This window comes from Novosphingobium sediminis (genome assembly GCF_007991615.1).
Classification (GTDB): Bacteria; Pseudomonadota; Alphaproteobacteria; order Sphingomonadales; family Sphingomonadaceae; genus Novosphingobium; species Novosphingobium sediminis.
On the sequence record NZ_BJYR01000033.1, the window covers coordinates 13,652 to 38,882 of the forward strand.

General features: G+C 58.8%; 18 protein-coding genes. 8 read left to right on the forward strand and 10 right to left on the reverse strand.

What is annotated here, in order from left to right; genetic code table 11:
• The first annotated feature begins 5 nt into the window (after window positions 1-5).
• Complete coding sequence (locus tag NSE01_RS19705; RefSeq protein ID WP_147161314.1) at window positions 6-308, forward strand: hypothetical protein; 303 nt, start codon at window positions 6-8, stop codon at window positions 306-308.
• Between the two features lie 23 nt (window positions 309-331).
• On the opposite strand, the gene NSE01_RS19710 is transcribed toward NSE01_RS19705, so the two are convergent.
• Genes NSE01_RS19710 through NSE01_RS19740 form a run of 7 tightly spaced genes read right to left on the reverse strand, consistent with a single transcriptional unit; the run spans window position 332 to window position 12,930 of the window.
• Window positions 332-3,670: a DEAD/DEAH box helicase family protein gene (locus NSE01_RS19710; protein ID WP_147161315.1), complete on the reverse strand. Its 3,339-nt coding sequence runs from the start codon at window positions 3,668-3,670 to the stop codon at window positions 332-334.
• Window positions 3,670-6,780 carry a site-specific DNA-methyltransferase gene (locus tag NSE01_RS19715; RefSeq protein WP_147161316.1) on the reverse strand — a complete coding sequence of 1,037 codons (3,111 nt, stop codon included), beginning with the start codon at window positions 6,778-6,780 and terminating at the stop codon, window positions 3,670-3,672. Before NSE01_RS19715 ends, NSE01_RS19710 begins: the two co-directional genes overlap by 1 nt.
• Window positions 6,781-6,782: 2 nt before the next feature.
• The gene (locus NSE01_RS19720) at window positions 6,783-7,292 is read right to left on the reverse strand and encodes a hypothetical protein (RefSeq protein WP_147161317.1); all 510 of its coding nucleotides are present in this window, start codon (window positions 7,290-7,292) and stop codon (window positions 6,783-6,785) included.
• Between the two features lie 13 nt (window positions 7,293-7,305).
• Window positions 7,306-10,182: an SNF2-related protein gene (locus NSE01_RS19725; RefSeq protein ID WP_147161318.1), complete on the reverse strand. Its 2,877-nt coding sequence runs from the start codon at window positions 10,180-10,182 to the stop codon at window positions 7,306-7,308.
• Window positions 10,183-10,227: 45 nt separating this feature from the next.
• Entirely contained in the window at window positions 10,228-10,611 is a 384-nt protein-coding gene (locus tag NSE01_RS21825) for a thermonuclease family protein (RefSeq protein ID WP_147161319.1), read from the reverse strand.
• Window positions 10,612-10,642: 31 nt separating this feature from the next.
• Complete coding sequence (locus NSE01_RS19735) at window positions 10,643-12,109, reverse strand: DUF6035 family protein (protein WP_147161320.1); 1,467 nt, start codon at window positions 12,107-12,109, stop codon at window positions 10,643-10,645.
• 47 nt (window positions 12,110-12,156) lie between these two features.
• On the reverse strand, window positions 12,157-12,930 hold the full coding sequence (locus NSE01_RS19740) for a BrxR family transcriptional regulator (protein WP_147161321.1): 774 nt from the start codon (window positions 12,928-12,930) through the stop codon (window positions 12,157-12,159).
• A gap of 73 nt (window positions 12,931-13,003) precedes the next feature.
• On the opposite strand from NSE01_RS19740, the gene NSE01_RS19745 reads away from it, so the two are divergent.
• Genes NSE01_RS19745 through NSE01_RS19755 form a run of 3 tightly spaced genes read left to right on the forward strand, consistent with a single transcriptional unit; the run spans window position 13,004 to window position 18,729 of the window.
• On the forward strand, window positions 13,004-14,149 hold the full coding sequence (locus tag NSE01_RS19745) for an exonuclease SbcCD subunit D (protein ID WP_147161322.1): 1,146 nt from the start codon (window positions 13,004-13,006) through the stop codon (window positions 14,147-14,149).
• On the forward strand, window positions 14,146-17,220 hold the full coding sequence (locus NSE01_RS19750; RefSeq protein ID WP_147161323.1) for an AAA family ATPase: 3,075 nt from the start codon (window positions 14,146-14,148) through the stop codon (window positions 17,218-17,220). The genes NSE01_RS19745 and NSE01_RS19750 overlap by 4 nt, the downstream gene beginning before the upstream one ends.
• Window positions 17,221-17,259: 39 nt before the next feature.
• Window positions 17,260-18,729 (forward strand): ATP-binding protein, encoded by a 1,470-nt coding sequence (locus NSE01_RS19755; RefSeq protein WP_147161324.1) that lies wholly within the window; start codon window positions 17,260-17,262, stop codon window positions 18,727-18,729.
• On the opposite strand, the gene NSE01_RS19760 is transcribed toward NSE01_RS19755, so the two are convergent.
• On the reverse strand, window positions 18,704-18,946 hold the full coding sequence (locus tag NSE01_RS19760; RefSeq protein WP_147161325.1) for a hypothetical protein: 243 nt from the start codon (window positions 18,944-18,946) through the stop codon (window positions 18,704-18,706). The genes NSE01_RS19755 and NSE01_RS19760 overlap by 26 nt on opposite strands.
• Window positions 18,947-19,025: 79 nt before the next feature.
• Here NSE01_RS19760 and NSE01_RS19765 point away from each other — a divergent pair, with 79 nt between their 5' ends.
• From NSE01_RS19765 to NSE01_RS19775, 3 genes are all read left to right on the forward strand, one after another.
• Window positions 19,026-20,093: an endonuclease NucS domain-containing protein gene (locus NSE01_RS19765; RefSeq protein ID WP_170233915.1), complete on the forward strand. Its 1,068-nt coding sequence runs from the start codon at window positions 19,026-19,028 to the stop codon at window positions 20,091-20,093.
• 317 nt (window positions 20,094-20,410) lie between these two features.
• Window positions 20,411-20,620 carry a hypothetical protein gene (locus tag NSE01_RS19770; protein ID WP_147161327.1) on the forward strand — a complete coding sequence of 70 codons (210 nt, stop codon included), beginning with the start codon at window positions 20,411-20,413 and terminating at the stop codon, window positions 20,618-20,620.
• 30 nt (window positions 20,621-20,650) lie between these two features.
• Entirely contained in the window at window positions 20,651-21,316 is a 666-nt protein-coding gene (locus NSE01_RS19775; RefSeq protein WP_147161328.1) for a hypothetical protein, read from the forward strand.
• Between the two features lie 13 nt (window positions 21,317-21,329).
• On the opposite strand, the gene NSE01_RS19780 is transcribed toward NSE01_RS19775, so the two are convergent.
• Window positions 21,330-22,112, reverse strand: coding sequence for a GntR family transcriptional regulator (locus tag NSE01_RS19780; protein WP_147161329.1), 783 nt, complete (start codon window positions 22,110-22,112; stop codon window positions 21,330-21,332).
• A 180-nt stretch (window positions 22,113-22,292) separates the two neighbouring features.
• Between NSE01_RS19780 and NSE01_RS19785 the strand changes: the two genes are divergently transcribed.
• Complete coding sequence (locus NSE01_RS19785; RefSeq protein WP_147161330.1) at window positions 22,293-22,508, forward strand: hypothetical protein; 216 nt, start codon at window positions 22,293-22,295, stop codon at window positions 22,506-22,508.
• Window positions 22,509-22,553: 45 nt separating this feature from the next.
• Here NSE01_RS19785 and NSE01_RS19790 read toward each other — a convergent pair.
• Window positions 22,554-25,231, reverse strand: a 2,678-nt coding sequence (locus tag NSE01_RS19790; RefSeq protein WP_147161331.1) for a conjugal transfer protein TraG N-terminal domain-containing protein, incomplete at its 5' end; no start/stop codon positions are given.

A 25,231-nucleotide genomic window follows, 5' to 3' on the forward strand; every position in this document is an offset into this window, starting at 1 on the left:
GCCCCATGAATAGGAATCCATTTGGCGCGGGCTCTCTCATCGGTCGCGGCGCGGCTCAGCCGACCCGGCACGGCCAAAGGCGACAGGTTGATCGATGTGTCCCGCAGTTCATCATCGATGCGCTGATCGACTTCGGCGAGGAGCGGTTTCTCGGAGGCGAGTGCAGGTCATACAGCTTCACCAAAGCCACGTGGAAGAGGTACGCCAAATACATGGGGCCCGCGATCGCGGGGCATGAGCGGTTCCGGAATGTCTACCTCGTCGTTGCAGAGGAAAATTCCATCGTCACCGTGGCCTGGCGACATTGAGACCGATTCTCATATGCGCCAACCTATTGGGCCGCTACGATGGTTCTGAATAGCTGCTCGATGTAGCTGCTATTACTCTTCTCCATGAAGAGGACGTTCCTCGCCTCTAGGTCCGCACGGTTGAGTCGCCGCGAGTTGAGCAGGTCTCCGAATTCAGTTTCGGACAGGATGAACGCGTTTAAGCTGAGCGAGCCATCTCCAATCTCTCCCTCAAGTTTCTTGACCACCTGAAAGAGGCCAAATTTGGGATCGTCGAGATCCAGATTACGGATACCCTTGGGGTCAAGGAAGCTCAGGCTCTGATGGCCCGTTTCATCATCGACCAGCCACAGCAAGAAGTCCGGGTAGAAATTGCCTGCCAAAGCGAAGCCCAAACCCTTCGCTTTGGTGTCGGCGTTCCGGAGCAAATACAGGCTCCGCTTCCCGATTGCCTTACGCCCCGCATCGGAGTCGTAAAAGGCCATAAGGTCCTTCACGAACCTGACTTCACTCTCCGCGCCGAGACCTAGCGGCCGCATCTTCAACGGGAGGGAGCCATCCTTTACCGGGCAGAGCAGCGGGTAAAACAGGTGCCGATCGAAGCTGATCGCGACCATGTTGGCCGCATGCCATTTGTTGGCTTCACCGATGTTCCCTGCAGCAACAATCTCCTGCAGCGCCTTCAAACGGTTCAGGTAGGTTTCGCCGGCGTCGCTGTTCTCGATCTCGAACTGGTAGAGCTTGAGCATCGAGCCATGCTCTTCGGTCACCTCATCAAGGTCGAAATACTGACCCTCGTAGGCCGCTTTCAGGCCCTGATAGAAGCGATCAGTGTAGTCGCACAGCAGCTGAAGCAGGACGTCCTGAAGCTTCAAGATAGTCGCAAAGCTCGAGAATGTCAGCTCGCTCGCTGGCATGAACAACGTGTACCAGTCGTCGCGGCTCTCGCAGAATTGGCGAAGCCGGGCCTTCTCGAGGCGGAGATTGCTCCAGCTCTTCTGCAGCTTGTACTGCTGCAGCGACAGGAAAAGGCGGTCCCAATCGAACATGGCCATGATGGCACGGTCGATCTTGCCGATGTGGCGCATGTTACCGTCATCCGCCTGCCCCTTGCCGTCAGAGGCCATAGCCTCAACGCGTGGGTAGAGGTCCAGCGTGACATGCGGCGGCTTGATCTTGCCTTCGAATTCCGCAGGCACCTCGTAGAGCCATGGGAAATGGACCCGCTTGAAGCCTTTGGCCTGATTGTCCTTGTAGCCATCGCGCAGCTTGAGCGTTTTCAGGCGCCTGCCAGTCGGCAGGTTGCTGCGGGTCGGGAAATCCAGCGTGATGATTTCGTCGCTCGGCGTAATCCCTTCCTCGATCAGATATTCGCGGAAGGTGGCCATGTAGTCGGCGCGCACCCCGAAAATGTTGAGCGCCTCCAGCTTCTCCAGGTAGCTGCCCTTAGGGCGTTCGGTCGGCAATGACCGTTTCAGCGACATGTCACGCCCCTTCAGTCGGACGCCGCGGCCGAAGAGCTGGATGATCTGGGAGCCTTCACCCCGGCCCATGTTGAGCAAGCCCATTGTCGACACGCGCCAGCTCGACCAGCCCTCGGTGAACTTGCGCGACCCCACCAGCATCGACATGCGGCTGTCAGGCAGGTTGATCTGATGAAACAAGCTGCCAGCGAAATCGTGGCTCTCGGTGTCGAACCCAGTCTCTGCTTCATCGGCGGTTTTGAAGAAACCGCTGTCGTCGCCGATGTTGATCAGGCCGAATGGCTCTGAGCCTCCGACACGCAGCGCCAGCTCACCCTTGCTGCTCTTGAGGTTGATGAGCTTCAGGCGCTGACGCGATTCCGCGTTGAAGACGCGGCGCAGAATGTCGGCGTAAACGGCATCGGCATCTTGCCCGAGAAGTGGCGTGAAGCGCCCAGCGAAGATACTGCGCCCCTTGGTATCAAGCAGTTGCGCACGGTCGGCGATCAGCTCTGCGATCCAGCCTTTGGCGCGCTCGTCATTGTTCAGGAACCCGGCGAGGAAGCCAAGCACCGCCATCAGGTCGCTCTCTTCGCCAGCAACCGTGTGGCCGACAAACACCCATAGCGGCCGCTCGATGTTGAAATCGGCCATAATGGGCCGCTTCGTCTCCCACAGGTAGAGCTGCTGGTAGAACGCCAGCAGGCACGCCGTGAAATAGAGCGCCCGGGTATCCTCATCGCGGTCGTCTGCTAGGTTGAGGATCAGGTGCTCCTTGCCGTAGCCATCGGCGTAGAAGAACTTGTAGCTGTAATCGAACAGGATCGCCTTGGCGTAGGTTTCCTTCACGGCATCGCTGCGCGCCCGCTTCTGCTCGGCAAGGCTGAGGCTCAGCTGCGCCTTTTCGTCGCCTGTGAGGGTGCGCCATTGGCGATCCGGAAAGATCCGCTTGGCCTTCCGCTTGAGCAGCTCCTCTTCCGCCTTCTCGACCGTCATGCCCTTGCCGACGGCCTGCGAGAATGTTGCGCTGTATTCAAACGCAAAACCCTTGCTCACCAGCTTCTCGCGGCGGGCGAGCCATGCGCCTGCGCCGCTACTGGTACCGCGATGGCCTTCGTCCACCAGCACCAGATTATCGCCTTCGAAGGCGTCCACGGCGACCGTCTTGTCGCCGCCCTCATCCCCGAGCTTGTTGACGTCGATCACTTCGATCGTGCCAGGAAAGTCTGGCGCGCGGTTCTTGTCGAACAGGCGGTGGAACGAGAAGCCGGATAGCGACAGCTCCTCGAGATGTTGGCGCGAGAGGCCCTCATTAGGGGTGAGGATGATGATCTTGTCGGGATAGGCGCCCGAGCCCACCCCCGCGTTGCCGCCACGGTAATAGTGCAGATACTGCCTGATATTGACGTGGAGCAGCAGCGTCTTGCCGCTGCCGGTCGCGCTCCAATAGGCGATCTTGTTGAGATCGTCTGCGGTATAGGGACGGAATGGTTCGGCCCCCTCTTCCGCCAGGTAAGCCCTCAGCTCGTCGTTCAGGCCATCGAGCAGGTCCTGCCGCCGATTGAAATACCAGTCGAGATAGATCTCGCTGAACAGGAGGCTGAGGTACTGGAAATATTTCATCGTCAGCACCGCGCCCTCGGCGACGTAGCGCTTTTCGGTGATAGCCTTCCATTGGCCGACGATGTTCAGATCATATCGGCGCAGCTCGGCATTGCTGATGCGTTCATACTCGAACAGGTCGCGCACCAGTTCGTGGAAGAACCGCGTCTGCCCGTCATCGTCCAGCCCCTCGTGCCGGTCAGCGCCCAGGCGCTCCTTTAGCACGGCGAGGCTCTTCCCCCGGAAGTGGGAGAGCATCCAGCGGTTGAGCACCAGCTCCTGATGGAAGCTGCGACGTCGTTGCGGAGCGCGTGCCATTAGGCATCCGCCACATCGAACATGCGGGCAAGGAACTCCGGCTCGATTTGCCGGATATTCAGTTCCTTCTCCCCGCCACCATCGGCCTCGGAGGCCTGCAGCTTCGTGGGCAGATTGTGATCGCCGTTGACGTAGACAACGTCATATTCGTTGTCGCCGGGATTGATGGCGAGACGGTCGCAGAGCTTCGTCAGCCCGTCGTAGTCGAGCTTCTCGCAGTCGCGCCACAGGATCAGGGTGCGCTTGCCATCGGGAAGCGTGCCTTCAACCGTGGCGAAGCCGCGCGCAAGCTGAATGTCGATCGTCTTGACCGTGAGCCCGATCAGGTAATTGAAGGTTTCGAGCAGATCGACCTTGGCGCGCTCGGAGGCACCGGCACTGTCGACGGCGATATCCAGTTCATAGTCGAACGGCTTGGCGAAATCCTCGACCGAGAGGAGCGAACCACGGCCTTCCACATCGAGCATGTAGCGCATCAGATATTCATCGCGCGCGCCCTCGTCCATGCGATCGAGCAGGCCCTGCTGGGCGGGGGCGCGCTTGAGAGTCAGGTTGTTGAGGGTGTCCTCGTAACTTTCGATTTTCAGAACCTTGAAGGCATGACTAATGCCATCAAGCGACTCCGGCTTTCCGTCAATCCAACCCGCGGAGTAGACGACCTTCTGCATTCGGGGTTTGACAACAGTTTCGAAATACTGACCTTGCTCCACAAGGATGTACTTTCTGTAACCTTTGTCCGCCCTATTCAGATTTATTACCGCGTGACCAGTCGTGCCGGAACCTGCAAAATAGTCGAGGGTGAGAGAACGCCTATCTGAAGCACCCCCGATGTAAATTGCATCGGTTACGACATGTATAGATTTGGGGTATGAAAAGCTCTTACCTGAGAAATAATTCTTCAAAAAGTTGGATCCATGCTCCGTTGCGGAGTGCTTTGCATCAGCCCATGTCGATACCGAAACCACTCCATCATCATTGGGCCTGCGCTTGTAATAAACATAGTCCTTTTTAGACCTGTCCTTCCGCACAGCGAGTTGCCCAAGGGATGACATGACTGTGTCACCCTCCCAACGCCACGTTTTTTGGTCGCCCTCATCGTTATCAGGCCAGACTACCGTTTCGTCCGGTCGAGGATCTTCCAACACCGTCCATGCGTCATTTTCTTCTGACCACTCCATCTTGGGAACTCGTATGGTTTGGCCCGAAAGGTAGATTGGATAGTATAGCCGCGAACGGTCTGTCCGATCTGAGTTTGACCCTTCCCGTCTTAGATTTCGCCATTCGAAAGGCCCCTCATCATCGATTTGATTGAAGCGAGCCCTTTGCGCATCGGTCGGAGGCAGTCGTCCGATGGATGATTTATCTGATCGACCAGCCACAATCATGTATTCGTGCGAAACAGAATATCCGGTCTTTGTAGGCCTTCCGGACGGGTTTGCTCTAACTGCGAACGTGCCAAGAATCTTGTGAAACACGCTTTCCGTGATGAAGCTTAGTTCGCGAAACTGCGCGTCATCGATAGCTGCCAAAAGTACGCCATTCTGGGCCAAGAGGTTTTGACCGGCACGCAATCTCGACTCTAAAAGAGTGGCCCAGCAAGCCGATTTGTAGCCATTTTTATAATCGATGGCTGAGGCATCTGTGTTGTATGGCGGATCAATGTAAGTACATTTGACCTTTTCGCGATAACGCTCAGTGATTAACGTTAGTGCTTGGAAGTTGTCGCCACTAACCAGCAGGCCATCTATACTGGCATCGAGATTTGAAATGGCCTTGAGCAAATCGGCACGGAACGCAACGTCGAACAGCGCCGTGTCCACCATCAGATAGGGCTGGGCTTTCAGGTCTGCGGCGGTGCCAGGCGCGGCGCTGTCGCGCATGCCCAGATCGTGCCACTGCGCCCATTGTCTGGGGTTTGCTGCAATCCGAGCATAGAGAGCCTCGGGCACGCGATCCAGCGTGACGCAATAATGCGCTGCCACAACAAACTTCTTCTTGAGCCAAAGCTTCTTCTGGAAATCTTCGATGCTGGCGAGGAAAGTGATCAGATCCTGCGCGATCGCGCGCAAGCACTGGATCATCCGCAGGTTGGCTTCGATCGCGGCAAAGCTCTTGGCATCCTGCACATCGTCGAGGTTCATCACCTCGTTCTTGATGTAGAAATCGAGCTCGCGGCGCAGGAAGGTGCCGAGGTCTTTGTGGATGAAATAGTCGGCAGTGTTCTTCTGGGTATAGGTCGTCAGGTGCTTTTCCAGCACGGTGCGCTGCAGGTTCTTGTCGGTCGGCGCGCGGGTGGTCAGGTCCAGCCAGCTCGCCTTCACTGCCTCTTCAGCCAGGACGGCCTGCACTGCGGCATCGACCAGGCTTTCCTGCTTCGTCTTGGCCGGGAAGGCCCGGTATTCGAACCGGATGACGAGATCGCCGTCTTCCTCGGCGATAGGAACGATCTCTTCTTCGTAAGGCTCTCCCTCATCGTCGATCCGAGTTACGGTGCGCGCCTCGGCGAGCGCGAACCGGCGGTCTTTGTCGTTATCCTTGCGGTTATCCTTGGCGGTATCGGCGGCGATCAGCTGGAACCGGACGGCGCGGCCATCGGGCAGCTTGAAGCCATAATTGCTGAACGCCTCGCCGGACTTGGTGTAGTACTGGTCCTTGTTGGCCCAGTGCAGCACCACCTCCTCCCCTGCATAGGGGATGGCATAGGTATCACCCTTGTACCGGCGCTGGCTGATGAAATCGCCCTTGTCGTAGTAGCGCGAGAAGAATGCCAGCAGGTGCGAGAACACGGCGTTCTCGTGATCGGAGGCGCCGGATGCCGCACCGGCAATGGCGGCGCGCAGTTCCTTGACCTTGGGCAGCGTTTCGGGGTCTGCGCCCAACGCCTGGGCAGCCTTAATTGCCTCTTCGAGCTCGCGTTGCTGGGCCTCCATGTAGGCGGCAGAGCCTGTGGCCAGTGCCGCTCCCACCTGCTCCCGCAGCCGCTTGGTCAGGTATTCGTTGATTTCGTCCGCGCGGGCATTGAGGATGCGGTAGACGCCGAAATCCAGCTCCGGCCGGTCAATCTGGAAAATCTCGCGCAGCTTGGCGACGAGTTCGTCGAATTTGCTCACATTCACTCCTCGGGGGACGTCGGCAGCCCTGACTCGGACGGTGCCCTTGATCGTCGACGCTTAGCTACAGTGTCGACCGCATTCTGCAATCGCTCGAAGTCGCCGTTCGATATCGTATGACGGTGAAGCACAAGTACATCAATCACTTCGTCAATCAGTTCTGAGAGGGAGAATTCTTCATTCCGAATGGAAATGTGCCCAGCGTCGCTTTGAATTCGCCGGGGCCAAAAGCTGGCAGTTTCGATCGCGTTCCAGTCGAAATCTGGTGAGCGATCCTTGTCGCGCGAGAGCTTTCCGCTTTGATTTACCCGGATTGGAAACTGCGCAGCGACCCGCCTCGCAATGGCGAACCGGGCCTCCTTGTCTGTAACGAGCTGCAGCAGTTGCTGAACCTGCGTCACGTCACCATGCCTCGCATAGTGGCGCAGAGCCGCACGCATGGCGTCCTCATAGGTCTTGCGATAGTTCGGATCGCGCGGATACCATCCAATGTCCGAGGGTTTGGTTGGCATAGTATGAGGGCTCTCAGATAACCGACCAACGGATGGTGTACAGAGTTTCGGACTGCGTGCGCTGAGCCATGCGCTTTTGCAGCGCATCGATCATGCTGTCCCGACGTTCGGCAATTTCGTCTTCAACGTCAAAGATTTCCTGCCGCTGCTTGCGCTGCTTGCGCTCCAGCTCCTGCAGCTTCTTCTGAGCCTCGTGCTCCTCCTCGACGGTGGCGGCATTCCGGGCCTGCCGGCGCATCGCCTTGATCTGCTCCTTGGTGTCCTTGAGCGCTCGTTCAGCCGCGAAGATCTTGTCCTCGGCCCATTGCTCCAGCTTCTCTCGCGCCTGAGCAAAATGCTTGCCGCTGGCTTCGGCAGCCTGATTCAGCGTCGACTTTTCGAGACGTTCAGCACCAGCCTGAAGCCGCGCAGCGATGCCATCGGGCACCGAGATTGGACGCACAACGGCCGCGCCGATGGAAAACATTTTGTCGCAGACCTCGGTATCGAGCGAGCGCCCGCCATCGTCCATGCCTGAGAGAAGGAGATGCTCCTCGTCCTCGAATGCAGAAATGGTTAGCCGGCGCAGGGTCAGCCACCCGCTGCTCCCGCGCATTTCCTCCATAACGGCATTGCGAACCTGATGGCCGCTGACATCGAAGTGCAGCTCGGCCGTGGGCGTTAGCAAGGCCTTCGCCGCATCGAGCACATGCTCACCCAACGGATGTGAAAGCCGGTAAAGGAAGCTTCCGTGGGCGTTTGCCTCAAGCCCGTCTTCGCGCAGCTTGGAGATAAGGTGATATCGGCCGCGCGGGATTTCGGGAGCTGGTGGCTGGTGCAGATCGAAGGTCAGACTGGCTGGGTCGAACTGCGCTGCTGTATCCAGCATGTGCCGCGTGACGTCCCAGAACTTCCTGCTAATACGGTCGAGCTGAGCCTTGGTCTCGTCCAGACGCAACTTCAGCCGGGTGTGAACATCTTCGTCAAAATGCTCCAGCAGCGTGGCGCGGGTCTCGTCCATGCGGGACGCGATTTGCTCCTCAAGCTCGGCTTGCAAGGCATCAAAGGCCGACTTGATTTCGTCCTCGGTCCGGCACTTCTCGTAGATCGCTAGGATCCTGCGCTCGAAATCGACACCTGACTCGATGGCGCCAAGCACCTCGTCCGACGCGCCGAACACGCCATCGAATAGCTTGAATTTGTCGCGGAGCAATTCATGCACCCGCATATCAACCGCGTTTCGCTCGTTGAGGAAGTTGATGACGATGACGTCGTGAGTCTGACCGTAGCGGTGACACCGTCCGATCCGCTGCTCGATCCGTTGCGGATTCCAGGGCAGGTCATAGTTGATGACCATCGAGCAGAACTGAAGGTTGACGCCTTCGGCCGCCGCCTCGGTCGCAATCATGATGTCGGCATGGTCACGGAAATGGTCGATCAAGGCACTACGCATGTCGATCGCACGAGACCCAGTGGAACGACCGCTGTCCGCATTTTCGGCGATCCAGCGCTCGTAGATCGCCTGATTATCCTCGCCAGCGTTTGTGCCGCTGAAGCTGACGACCTTCCTTCGGTGGCCGTTGTCTTCGAGGAACCGTTTGAGATAATCCTGGGTCCGACGGGACTCGGTAAAGATCAGCGCTTTGCGCTTGGCGCCCATTTCAGCCTGCTTGGCGAACCCGATCTCCAGCGCCTTCTGGAGCGCAAAAGTCTTGCTGTCGGTCTGGATCGCCTTCGCCCGGTCAACCAGCGCGGCAATCTCCTCGGTTTCCTTGCGCAGCTTGATCGGTTGGATGACCAGCTCTTGATCTTCCGGATCGCTCTCCGCTTCCCATTCCTCGAGCAACTCAGGCTCGAACTCCTCATCTCCGAGCAGGGCCTCTATCAGATCGCTGCCTGAATCGGACTCGCTCTTGCGGAGGTCCTCGAGCCGAGATTTCATGGTCGATAGGGTTCCGGCAATTGCGACTGACGATGACGCCAGCAACTTGCGCATCACCAGCACGGTGAGATGCCTTTGCCGGTCCGGCACCGAATACGTTCCCTCTTCCTCAAGGAACTTCGTCACCAGATCGTAGAGTTCCTGCTCTGCATCTGTGGGATAGAATGGCTGCGTCAAGGCATGCCTTGCGGTGTAGCGGACATACTCCATCACCTGTCGGCGCAAGGTCCGCTTGCAGAACTCGGTCAGGCGGCCACGCAGCTCTGCGATACTGCCGCCCGCGTTCATGTACTTCGCGCGAAAGGCATATTGATCGCCAAACAGATCCTCATCGATCAACGTCGACAGGCCATAAAGTTCAAGCAGGCTGTTCTGCAGCGGGGTGGCGGTCAGCAGAAGCTTCTTGCGACCTTCGGTTGCCCATCGGATCGCCTGCCCAAGCCGATTGCTTTGCCTGTAGGCGTTGCGCAATTTGTGGGCCTCGTCGATCACCACGAGGTCCCATTCAATCGCACGTAGCTCGTCCTGCAGCCTCGCCGCGTAATGATAGGACGTGATCAGCACAGCCTTCTGCTCAAAAGGCCAAGCATGGCCTTCTCGGCGCAGCTCACGGTAGGTTTTTGCATCCAGAACGAACGCCGGCAGATTAAATTTTTCCTGAAGTTCGTTCGCCCACTGCTGTCGAATGGCGGCAGGGCAGATGATTATCAGGCGGCGCTTCCGCTCCGCCCACTTCTGGCAGAGAACAATTCCTGCTTCGATGGTTTTGCCTAAGCCTACCTCATCGGCAAGTATGACGCCCTGAGACAACGGCGACTGTAGCGCGAAGGTTGCAGCTTCTATTTGGTGCGGGTTGAGGTCGACCGAAGCATCAAACAACGACATCGAGAGGTTGTCGTCAGCACCGGCCGGTGCTTGCCGGGTAACCTGGTAGGAAAAAAGTCGAGCGTGGTAGTCGGTGATCCGCATCTCAACTTGGTAGCACGACTTGATCGGCTTGATAGAGCATGAAACTTACCTCCAAGGCAGCACAGTCTTTGTGGCCAGCATGGCTTGACTAAGGTCTCGACCATCTGAAAGCCTGCAACTGGCTACAACACGGCCGTAGCTCTGCCCGTCTGCTGAACATCGCATCGCTGGTGCCCGCACGATGATGTGACCGGTGTCGCGCTGGCCCTTCGGCCCACCGAGCAATAGTACCAAGGCGTCCCTAGCCGCCACCGCTGAGGAGGAAGGGCACGGGTGTCCTCGCGAGCAGGTCCCATCCATTTCGCGGGCTGCGATGCCCGCGATCCGAATTTTCGGCCCCTCTTTGCACCAGATCGGTCCGTCACCGTCCCAGACGGCGATAGGTGTGCAGATGAAGGCTGCAGCCGAGGCCAGCGCCAGAAATTCCATTCAAACCATCCTTTGTCAGCCTGTGGTTTCGTTATGCAGCCTCGCGCCCATTCAGATCGCGATTGTCGTTGTCGGGTCGTGCCTTTCGAGATGTTCCCATGGAAAGAAACGCGCACAAACGCTCCTCATCCTCTGCCATCCTGTATTTCGGGTCTTGGGTGAGTTCAGACCGTATGGCGTCGAGCTTAGCCCTCAGCTTCCCCGTTCGATCGTCGCTATACAAGGCGTCCCTTGTCCCAAACCTGCGAAGCATATGGCCAAAGGCGAGCAGCAATTCCGGGTGCTGATGAATGAGATGATGGCCTAGCTCGGCGAAGCTCTTGTATCGGAACCCCACAGGCTTCCCTGCCCTCGCACTCTCGATCAGATGGACGATGCGAGTGGCTGTCTGCAGGTCAGGGTACTCCCCGTCGAGGCCGTATCCGACGGAACGCAGGCGATCATTGAGGACCAACCATGTCTTGTATCGAGGCAGGTAGTCGTTTTCGCACGAGGCATCGACAACGAACCGAAGGACTTGCTCGCGCAGCTCATTCTCCTGGTCTTCCAAGGCCTGCCTTGCGGCGGCCTCGGCGGCTGCGATCCTTTCCAAGCGGGATGCCCTGAGTTCTTCGCGGCGCCTTGTGGCCTCCTCCGCATAGTCGAATACGACAATGATCTGGCGGTCCACATCGACCGTGATCTCATCCCACCGAACCATTCGCTCGACCCACTCATCGACGATCTTATCGCCCTGAATGACCGGCTTACGGTACCAGCATGTCATGATGAAGGTTCCTGCCGCCTCGGACGCCGCGGCCGTGCTTTCATCGACAACGAAAACGTTGGAGTTGTTCCCGAACAGGATGTCGTCATCGGTCATTCGGCGATAACTTGGGTGGAAGAACGGCAGTACCCAGACGAGCGCTGCCCGCTCTAGCCGATAGAACTCCTTCCGGCTGAGCACGACGTCCATGAAGGTGGTGCTCAGTTGCACTTCGAAGGCGAGCCTCGTGGAATCCGCGCGTGCCGAAACGTCCGGTCGGCGCAGCCCGCTCAGGCCCTCGCTAGCTTTCCAGGTTTGTTCTGGCGCCACATCCTTGAATCGCGGGTCGGCCGCGAGGCTTCGGAGAAGCAGCTCCTTGATCCGCTTGTGCGCCGCGCTCTCTTGTGCGCCGCGATACTTCATGGCCCTGATATCGGCTTCGCTCAACTCCATCCGCGTAACAGCGGGGCACGAGCCATCTTCATGACGATGCCGGAAGAAGAACCGCTTGGTCGTGCTGCAAGCCAGATAGACCGGAACACCGCACGTCGCGCAGACCAAGCGTGCTTCGCCGCGTTTGACGAGTGCCTTAAGCTTCTGGCGCAACAGGATCGCGCGCTCATACCGGAATGCGCGGATCAGACGGGGCACATCAAGCACATGGCCGGTGCTTGGGTTCCTGACCGAGTTGATTTCCGGCTTCGTCACCACCGATGCCCATGCCAGCGGATCGACTGTCGTGTTTCCAACCATGGCGATCTCCTTTCCTTGTGGCAGCAGCCTTCCCTCGCCCGGAAAAGCTAACAGCGTTCCAGTCGAGCTCCCGCTCGATTGAGCCCCCAGCGCCGCTCGACATAGAATTCGAGGGCCCTGCGGACTTCGAAGCTCAGAACTTCCTGCGTGAACCCATACTCGAGCCTAACTGCGGCCTGCTGCTCTGCAGTCAGACTGCTCAGCGGCCGAAGCCGGATTTCTACCAGCTCTTCCCAGTCAGTATCGCGCGGAAGGTCCTCAGCGATCGGTGCCACTGAAAATGTGCTCTCAGGCAGAACCCGGATAGGAACATAGTCGCGCCATTCGCGGTGGTAAAAGCTCCAGGCTCGAACGTGCAGGCGCTCCCCGTCGAAGGCAAAATGCGCAGGCGCAATCCATTGGTTCTGCTGCAGCCCACTCGACATCGACACGTAGCCGATCTCGATTTTCTGGCGCTGCTCGATTGCCTGCCAGAGACGCCGCATCACGAGTGGGGGGCACTGCCGAACAGGCGAAGGCAGAACGGAAAAGCCCTCCGTCGTGGAGTGGCCGACAAACTCATCCGGAGAGCCTGCATCCTCGACAAACGGCAGACCGCGATGATGAGGGTCGGCGACGTAGCACTTTCGTACTGTGTCGTAGCGCGGCTTCGGCTCTGCAACCCGCTCGAGATACTCCCGCAGATCAATTGCCGCCTGAGGAGACGATATGCCGAAACGCTCGATCAGGTCCTTGCGGTTCACCTGCCCGCGCCACGTTAGAACCCGGTCGAGATAGACCAGGCGGGCAAGCATCGCAGGCTTGAGGGCAGGATCGTCCATGCCCGAACCCTACTTGACTGCTCCCGCCTCGTCTATATAAAAATTATATGCACTTGGATTCGAGGACAGAGTAATGCGCATCTTGCACACCAGCGACTGGCATCTGGGCCGCCAATTCCATGGCCTGTCCCTCGATGATGACCACGAGCATATCCTCGTCCAGATCCTTGCAATCATCGATGATCATCGGCCTGACGTCGTGATCATTGCTGGCGACATTTTTGATCGGGCTAGTCCTCCCCAAAGCGCGATCACCCGCCTCTCGCAGTTCCTGACGACAGTACGCGCAACCTCCGACGCGGCGATTGTCATCATTGCGGGCAACCACGATTCCGCGGCGCAGATCGGTGCGATGGGCGTGCTTGCAGATGGCGGTGCAGCGATTGTGCGCGGACCACTGGATGAAGATGAGCGTCCGCTAGTGATTGCCGACGACCATGGACCGGTGGCCATTTCAGCCCTGCCTTTTGCCTTCGAATACGCCGCGCGCCTGTGCTTCGAAGATGACGCCATCGCCTGCCCTGCGGACGTCATCCGGGCCCAGCTTGCGAGCGCTCGCAGGTACGTGGCCGAGGGAATGCGATGGGTTGTGGTCGCCCATGCCTTTGTCGACGGAGCCGCGACCAGCGATAGCGAGCGCCCCCTGACGCGCATGGTCGGCGGGATTGAAACCGTATCGGCGGCGGCCTTCGAAGGTGCTCACTACGTGGCCCTCGGGCACCTCCACCGCCCGCAACCAGTCGGACAGCACCACATCCGCTATTCCGGCGCGCCGCTCGCATTCGGCTTCGATGAGGAGGGCCAGCAGAAGTCGGTCAGCCTGATCAACCTGGCGGCCGACGGCACTGCCGCAGTGACCGAAGTCCCGCTGCGACCGCTGCGTCAGGTGAGAACCATTCGGGGCAAGCTGCTCGAACTGCTAGCGACCACCGAGGTGTCCAACGACATCGTCCGCGTCGTTCTCACGGACGAAACCCCGCAAATCGATCCGATGAAAAGGATCAGGGCCTTCTATCCCAATGCCGTTCAACTCTCCTACGAGCGCAACGAGCGGCCAGTAGAGCTGCGCCTTGAGGAACAGCGCGCGGCCATCGATGACCCGCAGACGCTGTCGTCGGCATTCCTCGAGTTCATCCGTGGTGCGCCCCTGTCAGAGGCGGAAGGGCAGATTGTGGCCTCCGCGCTGCAATCCTTCGCTACGATGGAGGAAGAAGCATGAGGCCGATCAAGCTCACCCTCAGCGCTTTCGGTCCCTATGGCGGCGCCGAGACGATTGATTTCCGCGAAGCGACGGATGCCGGCCTTTTCGGGATCTACGGCCCCACCGGGTCAGGCAAGTCGTCGATCTTCAGTGCGATTTCCTTCGCCCTGTTTGGCGAGGGCGCCAAGGAGGAGCAAGGCATCGCGACCATGCGGTCTGACTTTGCGCCTGAAGATCTCCTGACCGAAGTCAGCCTCCAATTCGAACTGGGAGCCAAGCGATACTACGTCAGACGTCAACCTGATCAGGCCCGCCCAAAGGCGCGAGGCGAGGGTCACACCATGCAGCCACACGCTGCCTGGCTGTTCGACGTATCGGACGTCGCAATCGATGATGTCGGTCCAGATAACTCGGGCGTTCCGATCGCAGAAAAGAAGGTCGGCGCCGTCCTCAGCCATGTCGAAGGTCTTCTCGGCTACGGCGCGCAGCAGTTCCGCCAGATCGTCCTTTTGCCGCAAGGCAGGTTTGAGCGTTTCCTGGTGTCGAACAGCAAGGACCGGCTCGAAATTCTGCGGGAACTGTTCGACGTGTCGCTCTACCGCCAGCTGACGGAAAAGCTCAAAGCCGATGCCGCGAACATCAGGCGCGAGATCGAAGATGGCTATCGCCTTCACGGGCACCGTCTTCAGCTCGAGGGCTTCGCCAGCTCGGACGAACTCACCGACGGCATCGCATCAGCACTTGAACGGTATGAATTTGCTCAGCTGGCAGTCTCTGAAACAGCGGCCGTGCTCGCTGTGGCCAACAAGGCTTATGCAGCCGCTGAAGAAGAGGAAAAGCGCTTTGCCGAGGTCGAGGCTGCGTCTGCTGCGCTCAAGCAACTCGAAGCACAGGGCCAGACTTTCGAGACGATGCGAGCTCGCAAATCCCGGGCGGAGCTGGCACGGCGCATGTCGGATCTCGACACCAGCGTTGCCGACGCCCAGAGGCGCTACCGCGCAGCAATTGAAGCACACGCCAACGCTGAAATTGCAGCCCGAGACGCGAGCGATGCTCTTTCGGTGGCAAGTGCGACGCTGCGCGATCTTCGCTCTCGGGAGCATGAGATCGAAGACCTCGCGCGCAAGATCGACCAGCTAAACCGCCACAAGCAAGTTCTGGTGGATGCGGCAGAGCGTCACACTGACTTGGAAACTGCCGTGACGGCGCTGGCACGCGCGAAAAAGGCGCATTCCCAAGCGACTGATGCTGAGACCAATGCTGGTGACCTGTGCGAAGAGAAAGAGACCGCGCTCGCAGCAGCCCAAGCCAATGCTCTTGAACGGCAGAAGCTGAATGGAGCGCGCGATTGTTTGAAAAGTGAGCTCGATGCAGCACAGGCCTTCGCAAAGGCAGCGCAGGCTGTGGACATATCACAGGACGTCTACGCGAAAGCAGCGGCCATCGCGCAGGATGCACAGTCCCACCTTGCCGAGGCAGTAGCTGCAGCTGAAACGCACGAACAAGCCTTCATTTCAGCCCAGGCTAGCGTCCTTGCCCAGCGGTTGCAGGATGGGCATCCCTGCCCAGTTTGCGGCGCCAGCGACCACCCCGAACCGGCACATGGCTCAGGAGATGCGGGCACACTCGAAAAGGCGTGGCGCGATGCTCAGAGCGCAGCCCTTGCCGCGTCCAAGGCCGATCGCGACGCCCAGGCTGCCGCCAGTTCGGCCCGTGCGACTCTCGACGCCAAGCGTGCAATTCTAGACGAGCTCGCGGAGCCGAAGCGCGGCGTGAGCGACATCGATGGCGACTTGCAGCGCGTCCTCGCCAAGATCAATGCTTTGGGCACAGACGTCGATATCGGCCTTCTCACCAAAGAACTGGATGACGAACGCAAGCGCAAGCTGGCAGCGACAGAGGCCCTCCAACAGGCTCGCGACGCGCTCGGTCGGGCAACGACTGCCGAGGCACTGGCCCGCCAAGCTTACGAGGAGAAGATTGCATCGGTCCCCGAAAACCTGCGCCAGCAAGACGGTCTGCAGACCGCAATCGATGCCGCCACCGCAGACTTAAGCGGCCGCAAACAGGCCCTTGCCGATGCCGACGCGAGGCAGCGCGAGCTCGATGCCATTGCTATCAAAGCATCAGCCGAACTGCAGAGCGCCGCGAGCGCGGTCAGCGACACCCAAATCGATCTCGCCATAAAGCAAACCGCATTTGAAGCCCGCCTTACCGAGCTTGGGATGCCCGAGGCAGACTATCGCGCGGCGATTCCCGATATTGCCGAGATCCCCGCACTGGAGAAGGCAATCGCGGGCTTCGACACCGCCCTTGTTGAAGCCCGCGCGCGCGACACGATGGCAAGAAACGCGGTCGGCAACGCGCAGCGGCAAAGCCTGGAGCCTTATCGTCTGAGCTGCGTTCAAGCACAGGCTGCGGCAGACGAGGCGGTGCAGCAGAGCGCTGCTGCTCAGCAGAAGCACCAATCGCTGATCGATCTGCAGACCAGCTTGGCCGACCAGCTTGAGAACCTTCGCACCCTTGAGCAGTCCTCGGGGGCGCTGCGCGGTATTGCAGAAGCCTTCGACGGTCAGAACGAGATGCGGACCAGTCTCGAGACGTTCGCCATCGGTGCGATGTTCGATCAGGTTCTCGAAGCGGCGAACCTCCGGCTCGATCCGATGACCAGCGGCCGATATCGGTTCGAGCGCGACACCGTCAGCGTTGGAGGCCGATCGAAGCGAGGATTGGATGTTCGCGTCCATGATATCGAGACCGGGCGGGCCCGCGAGATCATCACGCTGTCCGGCGGCGAAACTTTCATCGCAGCCTTATCCTTGGCACTCGGTCTGTCCGACATCGTCGAAATGACAAACGGTGCCATCAGGCTCGACACCATTTTCATCGATGAAGGCTTCGGCAGCCTCGACACGGATAATGACGCCGGCACACTCGACCAGGTCCTGCAGGTGCTTCAGAATATCGTGGGCGAACGGCGCGCTGTCGGCCTTATTTCCCATGTGCCGCTGGTGCAGCAGGCTGTTCCCAATGGATTTACAGTGCACAAGGGTGCCAATGGAAGCCAGATCGAAGTAAGGTCGGCATGAAGCCGCAACGTGAGACCTTGCTCACTTCGAGGACAATACATGGAAGAAGCAGGGGCAAGTATGACCACAGCGCGACTGTTCGATCTGAACATCGAGAAGATCCTCGAAGCTTGGGAGAGCGCGCATGCGGTCCGTGAACTCATTGCCAATGCGATCGACGAACAGCAATTGACCGACACCCCCGACATCGAGGTGGTCAAGACCGAAGATGGCGACTGGACTATCCGCGATTTCGGACGTGGGCTCCGATACGAGCACTTCACACAGAACGAAAACGCCGAGAAGCTCCAGAATGCCGGGAAGGTGATTGGCAAGTTTGGGGTTGGCCTAAAGGATGCGATGGCAACACTCCATCGCAATGGTGTGACCGTGATCATTCGCTCCGCACACAGCGAGATCACCCTTGCCCAGATAGCCAAGCGCGACTTCGATGATGTGGTGACCCTCCATGCTGCGGTTCAACCATCACCTGATCCGTCGATGGTCGGCACCACAATTCTTCTGCGTGGACTGAACGATGAGCAGATGGAGAAGGCAAAAAGTTTCTTCCTTCGATTCTCCGGGGAGGAAGTGCTCGAGTCGACGCGCATCGGCGACGTCCTTCGCCGAAAGCCGGATGCTCCGGCGCGGATCTATGTGGCTGGCCTTTTGGTGGCAGAGGAGGAGAATTTCGCGTTCTCCTATAACATCACGGCCCTCACAGAGCCGATGCGCAAGGCACTCAATCGTGAGCGTACCAATGTCGGCCGCACTGCCTATTCTGATCGCGTGAAGCAGATGCTGCTCAGTGCGACCAAATCGGAAATCGGTTCGGAGCTTGCTGACCAATTGCAGGCATTACAATCAGGCTTAGGCAGCGACGAAGTCCGCTGGAAGGAGGTGGCGATCCACGCTGTCCGCATCCTTAGCAGCAGCGGTAAGTATCTGTTTGTCACTGCCGATCAATTGATGACCAATTCGTCCTCGGTGGATCATGCGCGGAACGATGGGATCAAAATCATCACGATACCCGACAGCATCCAAAGAGACGTTGTCGGCATGACGGATCTCAGCGGTGAGCCGATCCGTGACATTGGTCAATATCAGGCAGAGTGGAACGACAGTTTTGTCTTCGACTTCGTCGAGCCAGCCTCTCTTTCGAGTGCCGAGCGCTCGGTCTTCGAAATGGTAGAGGCCATCGCCACCCTAGCGGGCGGACTGCCTGATCATGTGAAATCGGTTCGCGTGAGCAATTCGATGCGGGTAGAGCTTGGAACCGGCAGCGACGCCCTAGGCCTATGGGATGGCTCTACCCAGTCGATCGTAATCCGACGTGACCAACTGTCATCGGTTTCGAGTTTTGCGGGCACACTCCTTCATGAGATAGTCCACGCACGCACCGGGTTCGACGATGTCACGCGAGATTTTGAGAACGCGCTTACAGATGTGATAGGCCAAACAGCAGCGACGGCGCTTGCAACCGCACAACGGCCGAAGTCGCTTCTTACCGGCCTTTTTGGCCGCGCTTGAGCTGCGCACGACGCAACGATTGCCAATATTTTTTCAGGCGTCGCTGGAGGGCCTTTCGGGTCATAATCATCGCCTGAAGGAAGGTGCCTCTTAGCTTTCGTTCCAGCCGCAACCTTCCTTTGCGGGCAGCATCCAGCGGCAGCCTCTGACTGTTGGGAATCTCTGTTTGGACCTCATAAGCCATTGTTCGTTCATGTGGAGTGACGACTGGCTTCATGGTCAGTTATCTCTAAATCATGACTATTCGCAACGTGGCTAGAACCTGCGGGATTTGCGTAAATCAAAAGGAGCAATCCGTGACCGGATCGATCTCGGCAGATGCACTTGGGCGTCTACGCGCTGCTAAGGCGGCAATGCAGAAGGACGCGGATATACGCGAGATTCTCGAATCTCGGGATAGCGTCGTCGATCGCTATGGCCCGCAATTCCAGCCTGGCCAAATTGAGCAGATCGACGAGAAGGTACTGCGCTCTTTTCTCCTGATAGAGAACAACAAGCATTGGTCTGGGCTCTTTCGGCAGAGCAACCGTATTTGTGCTGACATGGCCGCAACTCGGGCCGCTCTCGCCGCCTTGGTCGATGAAAGTCGACCGATCGAGGAACGAACCCGGCCTGCGACCGACATAAAGGGTCTAGGCAAAGGGATCATCACCGCGATTCTTCTCGTCGCATACCCAAACAAGTATGGTGTCTGGAATAATACGTCGGAGAGCGGGCTGATCGACCTTGATCTGATGCCTGATTGGCCGCGCGGAGCGAGCTTCGGCGTACGGTATGCCGCAATTAATGCCGTTCTGAACGAACTAGCCAGAGAACTTGAGGTCGACCTTTGGACGCTCGACACCATTTGGTGGTATCTGTCAGGCGATAAGGAAGAGACCGAGGTCGACGCTGGAACCTCACTGACCGCTGATTCCCCAATTGCACAAGTAGCAGCCCGCTTCGCGATCGAGCGGCATCTGCATGACTACCTCTTCGACAATTGGTCTCAGCTCGAACTGTCAAGAGACTGGGATATATACGTTCGCGACGGGGAGCCTGACGCAGGATACGAGTTTCCGACCCCGATCGGACGGATAGACCTTTTGGCTAAGCATAAGCACGAGTCCAAATGGCTCGTGATCGAGTTGAAGCGCGACAAGTCGTCGGACGCCGTCGTAGGGCAAATACTGCGCTACATCGGATGGATACGCGCTCACCTCGCTCAACCAGACGAGACCGTCGAGGGACTGATCATCGCCGCGCGTGGCGAAGACAAGCTCCACTATGCGCTTAGCGCGGTGCCCTCCGTCTCATTCAAAAGCTACGAGGTAGAGTTTCGGTTGAAAGACGGACCTTCGTTCGAAGAGTTCTCGCGCCCCTAATCGGATTCGCTAACGGAAAGCTTGCCGATGACGTGAAGCGCGGATTGAAATATGTCCGGGCAATGGTCAGGTATGCAGCCCCGCGGCTTTGCTGATCGCGATTATCGCCACCCATTCGTGCCTTTCGAGTGCTCCTTGGGAAGGAAACGAACGGGACCCAGCCGACGGTTTGGTCTGCCTAAGAGGGCAATCGGCAGTTGTTTCGCATTACAGTACAGGGAAGTAACTAGATGCGAAGCCGTCGATAATCTGCAAAGTGGCTCGACATTTTGCGGATTATCGGCCTAGATTTGAAGCAGTTCTCAGCGGGAGCTTTGATGGGGCACTACGAGGATTTCAAGCGCTTGCTTGCCGCCATTGAAGCATATCGCGCGGATGCGAGCATTCCCGTCGAAGCTGAACAGATCGACGCAGCTTGCGCACGAATTCTGGCCCATGACCCCTTCGATGAAACCGCTATCGAATGGAAGCGAATCGCCGAATTGGTGAAGGAGCTCAACGGCGGCGAGTGGCCGCCAACCAGTTGATGATCCACCCTTCGCTGCTATCCTTTGGGTATGTCCCAGGGAATCGACCAGCTCTATCGGACCGCGATCGAGAAACTTGCCAAGAGCGCCGATGCCGATATCGAGCATCTGCGCCGCGCGGTGATCCGGGGCGACGGTGTACCCCTTGAGCCCGATCCACGGCTTCTCGCCGAGGCTTCAGGGAAAGGCGCGGATTGGGGCGAATATGCGTTCGGCGAGCTTCGCGCATTTGGCTTCATTGTGGCCGATGTAGCGAGGTTTGTGTGGTATCGGCCGACAAAGAACGAGATGTGGGAGCGGCAGGCTGTTCTGGCCGGGATCGAGGCTACGGCTATCGTCAGACTGGTCTCGATGGACCGTTCCCCTGCCGTCCCTGAGATCCTCAAGCGGCTAGAAGCATTCGAGCGAACTGCCGCTTCAGGCAAGGCGCTAGCATCACTCCTTGCGCTCCAAAAGCTGATGGTCAGCGTCGTCGCGGCGACCGGCGAGGTCGCCACGCTCGAGGAATATGCAAGGCGCGCCAGCGTTGCACAGGTCTATGCCCGGGCGGCGACCCTTGAACTGACCGATATCGAGGGCATGACCACGTCAGCCCGAACCATGGTCCAGTTGCTTTTTGAGGGCGCTGCGCGCGATTGCGCTGCCGCTGCGACTGCCATGCGGATCCACCCGCGGCAGCCCGCCTTTGCGAGCTGACAGGTGAGCGCTGCTACAATTGATGGGCGGCCGGGCCGGCATCGTTCAAGGGACCAAGCAACGGCCGTAACGCCTTCGTGCTCCCCGTATACGTCGGCAGCCCACTGACCTGGGGTTCGATGGCCTGAAGGGCGTGATATTGGGCACCCTTTGGAAAGTCTTTGCGCTCCATCTGCTCGATCAACTTATGGAGCGCCGGCGCGGTTGAATCGAAGAAGAAGCGGCTCGCTTTCCGGACGCCATCAAGATCACCCGCGCGCGCCGCGACCAGATAGCTGTCCGCAGCTTCAACCAGGAAACCCGTGCGCTCGGCATAGATGTCCGAGAGCCAAAGCAGCCTGAAAAAGGCCTGCGGGATGAACTGCTCGACCAGCTCGGACAAGGTGCTCTGCGGCCCTCCCAGAATGATAGTGGCGAAAGACATGGCCCCCAGAAAGAACGCCTCATCCTCCACGGCATGGCTGCGGACGTCCTTCTCAAGGCTCTCCGCCACCGCCTGCAACCGCGCCCCGCCTGCCAATGCAAGACGAAGAGCACCGATCTCGACGATTGCTCCCAGCGCAAGGCGCCATTCCTCGATCTGTTCTCTCGTGAAGGTCGAGATGACATAGGCACGGCCGCGCTTGGTGAGATAGCCACCGACGCCCAGCGACACGAGCAAATGGCGCGCCATCGACATCGACACGCCGGTATGCGCGACAATGTCGTCGGCGGTCATCGAAGTGCCGGGCGGCAAGTCGCCCAGCATGATCCGCTCACGCAGCTCGATATAGGTAGCGTCTATCTTCGACAGCATGACTTCCCCACGGCCCGCCAGCCATGGCGCTTGCCGCTCTCTATGGGCTTCAACTTAGCATAACGCCTGCAGATTGCAGCAATGCACAGCGCCTGCACTAGCCATTTTCCGCCCGCGATCTGTCTCTCCATTTGTTGCCATTGGGTTCGCCCAATGGTATGTAAAGTTTGGAGAAGTAAGATGGATGAGCAAGATCAGTGGCGATTTGCTGACTTTTCAAAGCGGGCTTATCCTGACGACCCCACCGGTACTGGCGATCCCGATTTTACGAGATCGAAAAACCCTGCGTTCGAGCCGAATTCATTAGATCCTGAGGGTGCGGGTGGTCGCTTTGGAGCTTGGATCATCATTCTGGTATCGATCGTTTTTGTCGTCATTGGGGCACTTAGCTGGTAGCCCTTCGGTGCAATTCGACCCTGAGTTTCTCCGTGACACAACCTTCTAGCGTTGATCGCGATCATAGAAGCGCTCATCGAAGCGTTCATCAGCTCCACCCGGACCTGAACGCCCCTTGTCAAAGTCTCTGCGTCGATCGCCAAAGCGATCGCCATTAGCCTCGTAACGATCCCTCAAGCTCGTCTCCCCTTCGGCTATGCGAGCACCAATCGAACCATCTGCCGACCCATGAGTGAGATTGCGTGGTTCTGGCGCGGAGCGCTGCGGCGTTCTGGCACGCAGGTCAGCTTCACTGAAACTTCCCGGTCCAGCAACGTTGCCCGTCAGCGTTCCTCTGTCCGGGATCAGATCGTTGAATGGTGCGACCCTCTGATCGTAATAGTCAGAGATGATCTCGCGCGCGACAAGCTCATACGCGGCCTGCTCTTGCGGACTGTAATCGGTGCGAGCAAGGCTGGGAGCAGTGATCCCGAGTTCGGCTGCTTTTTCCTGATAACGGCTTGCCACGATCTGGCTCATGTCGAAGGCGAGATTGGCGCCATACCCCTCCCGTGTTGAGGTGCTGTCGGTGAGTGACGTCGCCAGCTCATCAATTTGGGCGATCCGCTGATCGATGCGCCGGATCTCTTCGAGTGCGCGCTCACGTGAGTAGGCGTTCTCGGAATAGCCCTCGCTCCGGCTGAAGTTTCCACTTTGCGCATAGCTGCCACTGTCTTGCGTGGCATTTGAACCATTCGAGCGGTTGTCCGATGTCGAGGAATCAAAACCTTGTGCTTCGCTCCGCTCGTTACTCCGATTGACCAGGTCAGAACGCTGGCGGCTACCGCTGATGCCCGCCTGGACCCCTCCATTTGCACCCACACTACCCTTGCCTCCAGGTCCGCCATCGCCACCTCGAGTGCCGGCAACGCTGCCGGACAGCCCAACGCTGCCGCTGCGGCTTGTCTCGAGACGATCAATGTTGGTTTGCTGATCTCCCCTCGACCGCGTGACACGGTCGCTTTCGCTGACGGTGTCTCTGGCATCCAGCGACTGATTGTCGAACCGCTGCAGGTTCTCGCCCGAGCGATACCCCGACGAGCTCTCGCTTCCGCTGGAATTGCGCACCCCGCTTGTTTGCCGCGTCGACGCGCGGTCAAGGAAGGCAACCGCACGCGACCGTTCTTCCGAAAGCGTATTCCGTGCCGTCTCGAGTTCAGAGAGGGTCTGCTGCCTTTCGGCATTGGCGAACTGGCTCAGCGATGCGCCGAACGCAAGGCGGCTCATGCCCGGCGACGTGTCGAAGACGTTTGCGCCATCTGTCATGGTCTTCGTCGTCGTCCCGTTCGCATTGACCGTCGAGACGACCGGTGCCCCGCCGGTGAAGGATGGCGCGGCATTCCATTGTTCGGACTGCCGGTTGAAGCTGGACAGGTTCATGAAGCTCTCATTCCCGTAGGAATAGTTGCCGGTCGTGCGCTCGACTGCAGCAGCTTCGGCTGCCGCCTGCGCCGGTGCCAACATCGAGGTCGCTTGCGACGACACCGCCATCGCCCCTTTCGCCATCCCGGCAGCAAGGAAGGGGATCGACATCATCAGGAAGCCCGCGATCGTCGCGGTATCGGCGTTAACCGCATCGACCCCCGCCATGCCGGCCATCGTAATGCCGCCGGGCGCAGTGGCGTTCAGGGAGTCGGATGCCCGGTCCATGATGAACATGTGCAGGACGACATAGAGGGGGCCCCACGCCGCAAGATAGAAGAACCCTGTGAAGTAGCCCTTGAGCGCCATCGTCCCGGTCCGCGGCATGAGGAACAGCGGAAAGATGACCGGAAACATGGCGTAGAAGACCACCGTCAGGACGATGTTGAGCAGCGGCACCCATGTCATCGCCTGCTGCGCGATCGAGGTATACGTGTTGCGTGCCTGCTCCTCCGCCCGAAGCATTGCAAAGGTATCGCCATCGGCCGCTCCAAGGTTGGCACGCGCCTCAAGAAAGGCGTTCACCAGCGAGCGCTGCTGAAAGATCTGCTGGGCTGTCTGCGAGCTGCCGTGGAACTGGTTTGCTATGACGGGCAAGTCAGAGACGAGTTTCGCCCTTGCCAGCGCCGGCGTAAGGCCCGGAAACAGCTTACGCCCCTCCTGTTGCAGACCCAGCTCTGTGTAGGCCGCGATGCCCGTCTGAAGCTCGTTATAGGCATTCTGGCATGTGACGATGGTGGGCGGCCCGCCCGCCGGCAGAAACTTCATGGCGCGCGCAGGAGACCCCGGCCCCATGTCCGCAAGAATGTTGTTCGAGTTGGCGATGGTGTCGAACGAGGTGTGCCCCAGCAGAATGTCGTAGAACAGGCACTGTTTGAAATACTCGCCGAGGTTCGCGCTGATGCGCGGATCCCGGATGTGGAAGTCGCGGGTGCGGTCCCAAAGCCGGGCCCCGTAGATCATCCCGTTGGTCGACATCTGCAAGGCACCAGGCATCACGAAGACCGTCTCGGCCGTGCGTGTTAGCCAGTCACCGGCCTGGCTACTGACCGAGGCAATCATGGCCAGACCGATGGGCACGTTCGCAACGGTCGCGGGTGCAAGCGAAGGGTTGAGGCGATCGGTGATCCGGACCGAAGTCACGGGTACGACCAGCACGCCATAGATCAGCGTCGCGCCGAGGAACCAGTTGAACCAGGCACGCCAGTCGAGACTGAAGGCCACGATCAAAAGAGTGTAGATGAGCCCGATCACCATCACGA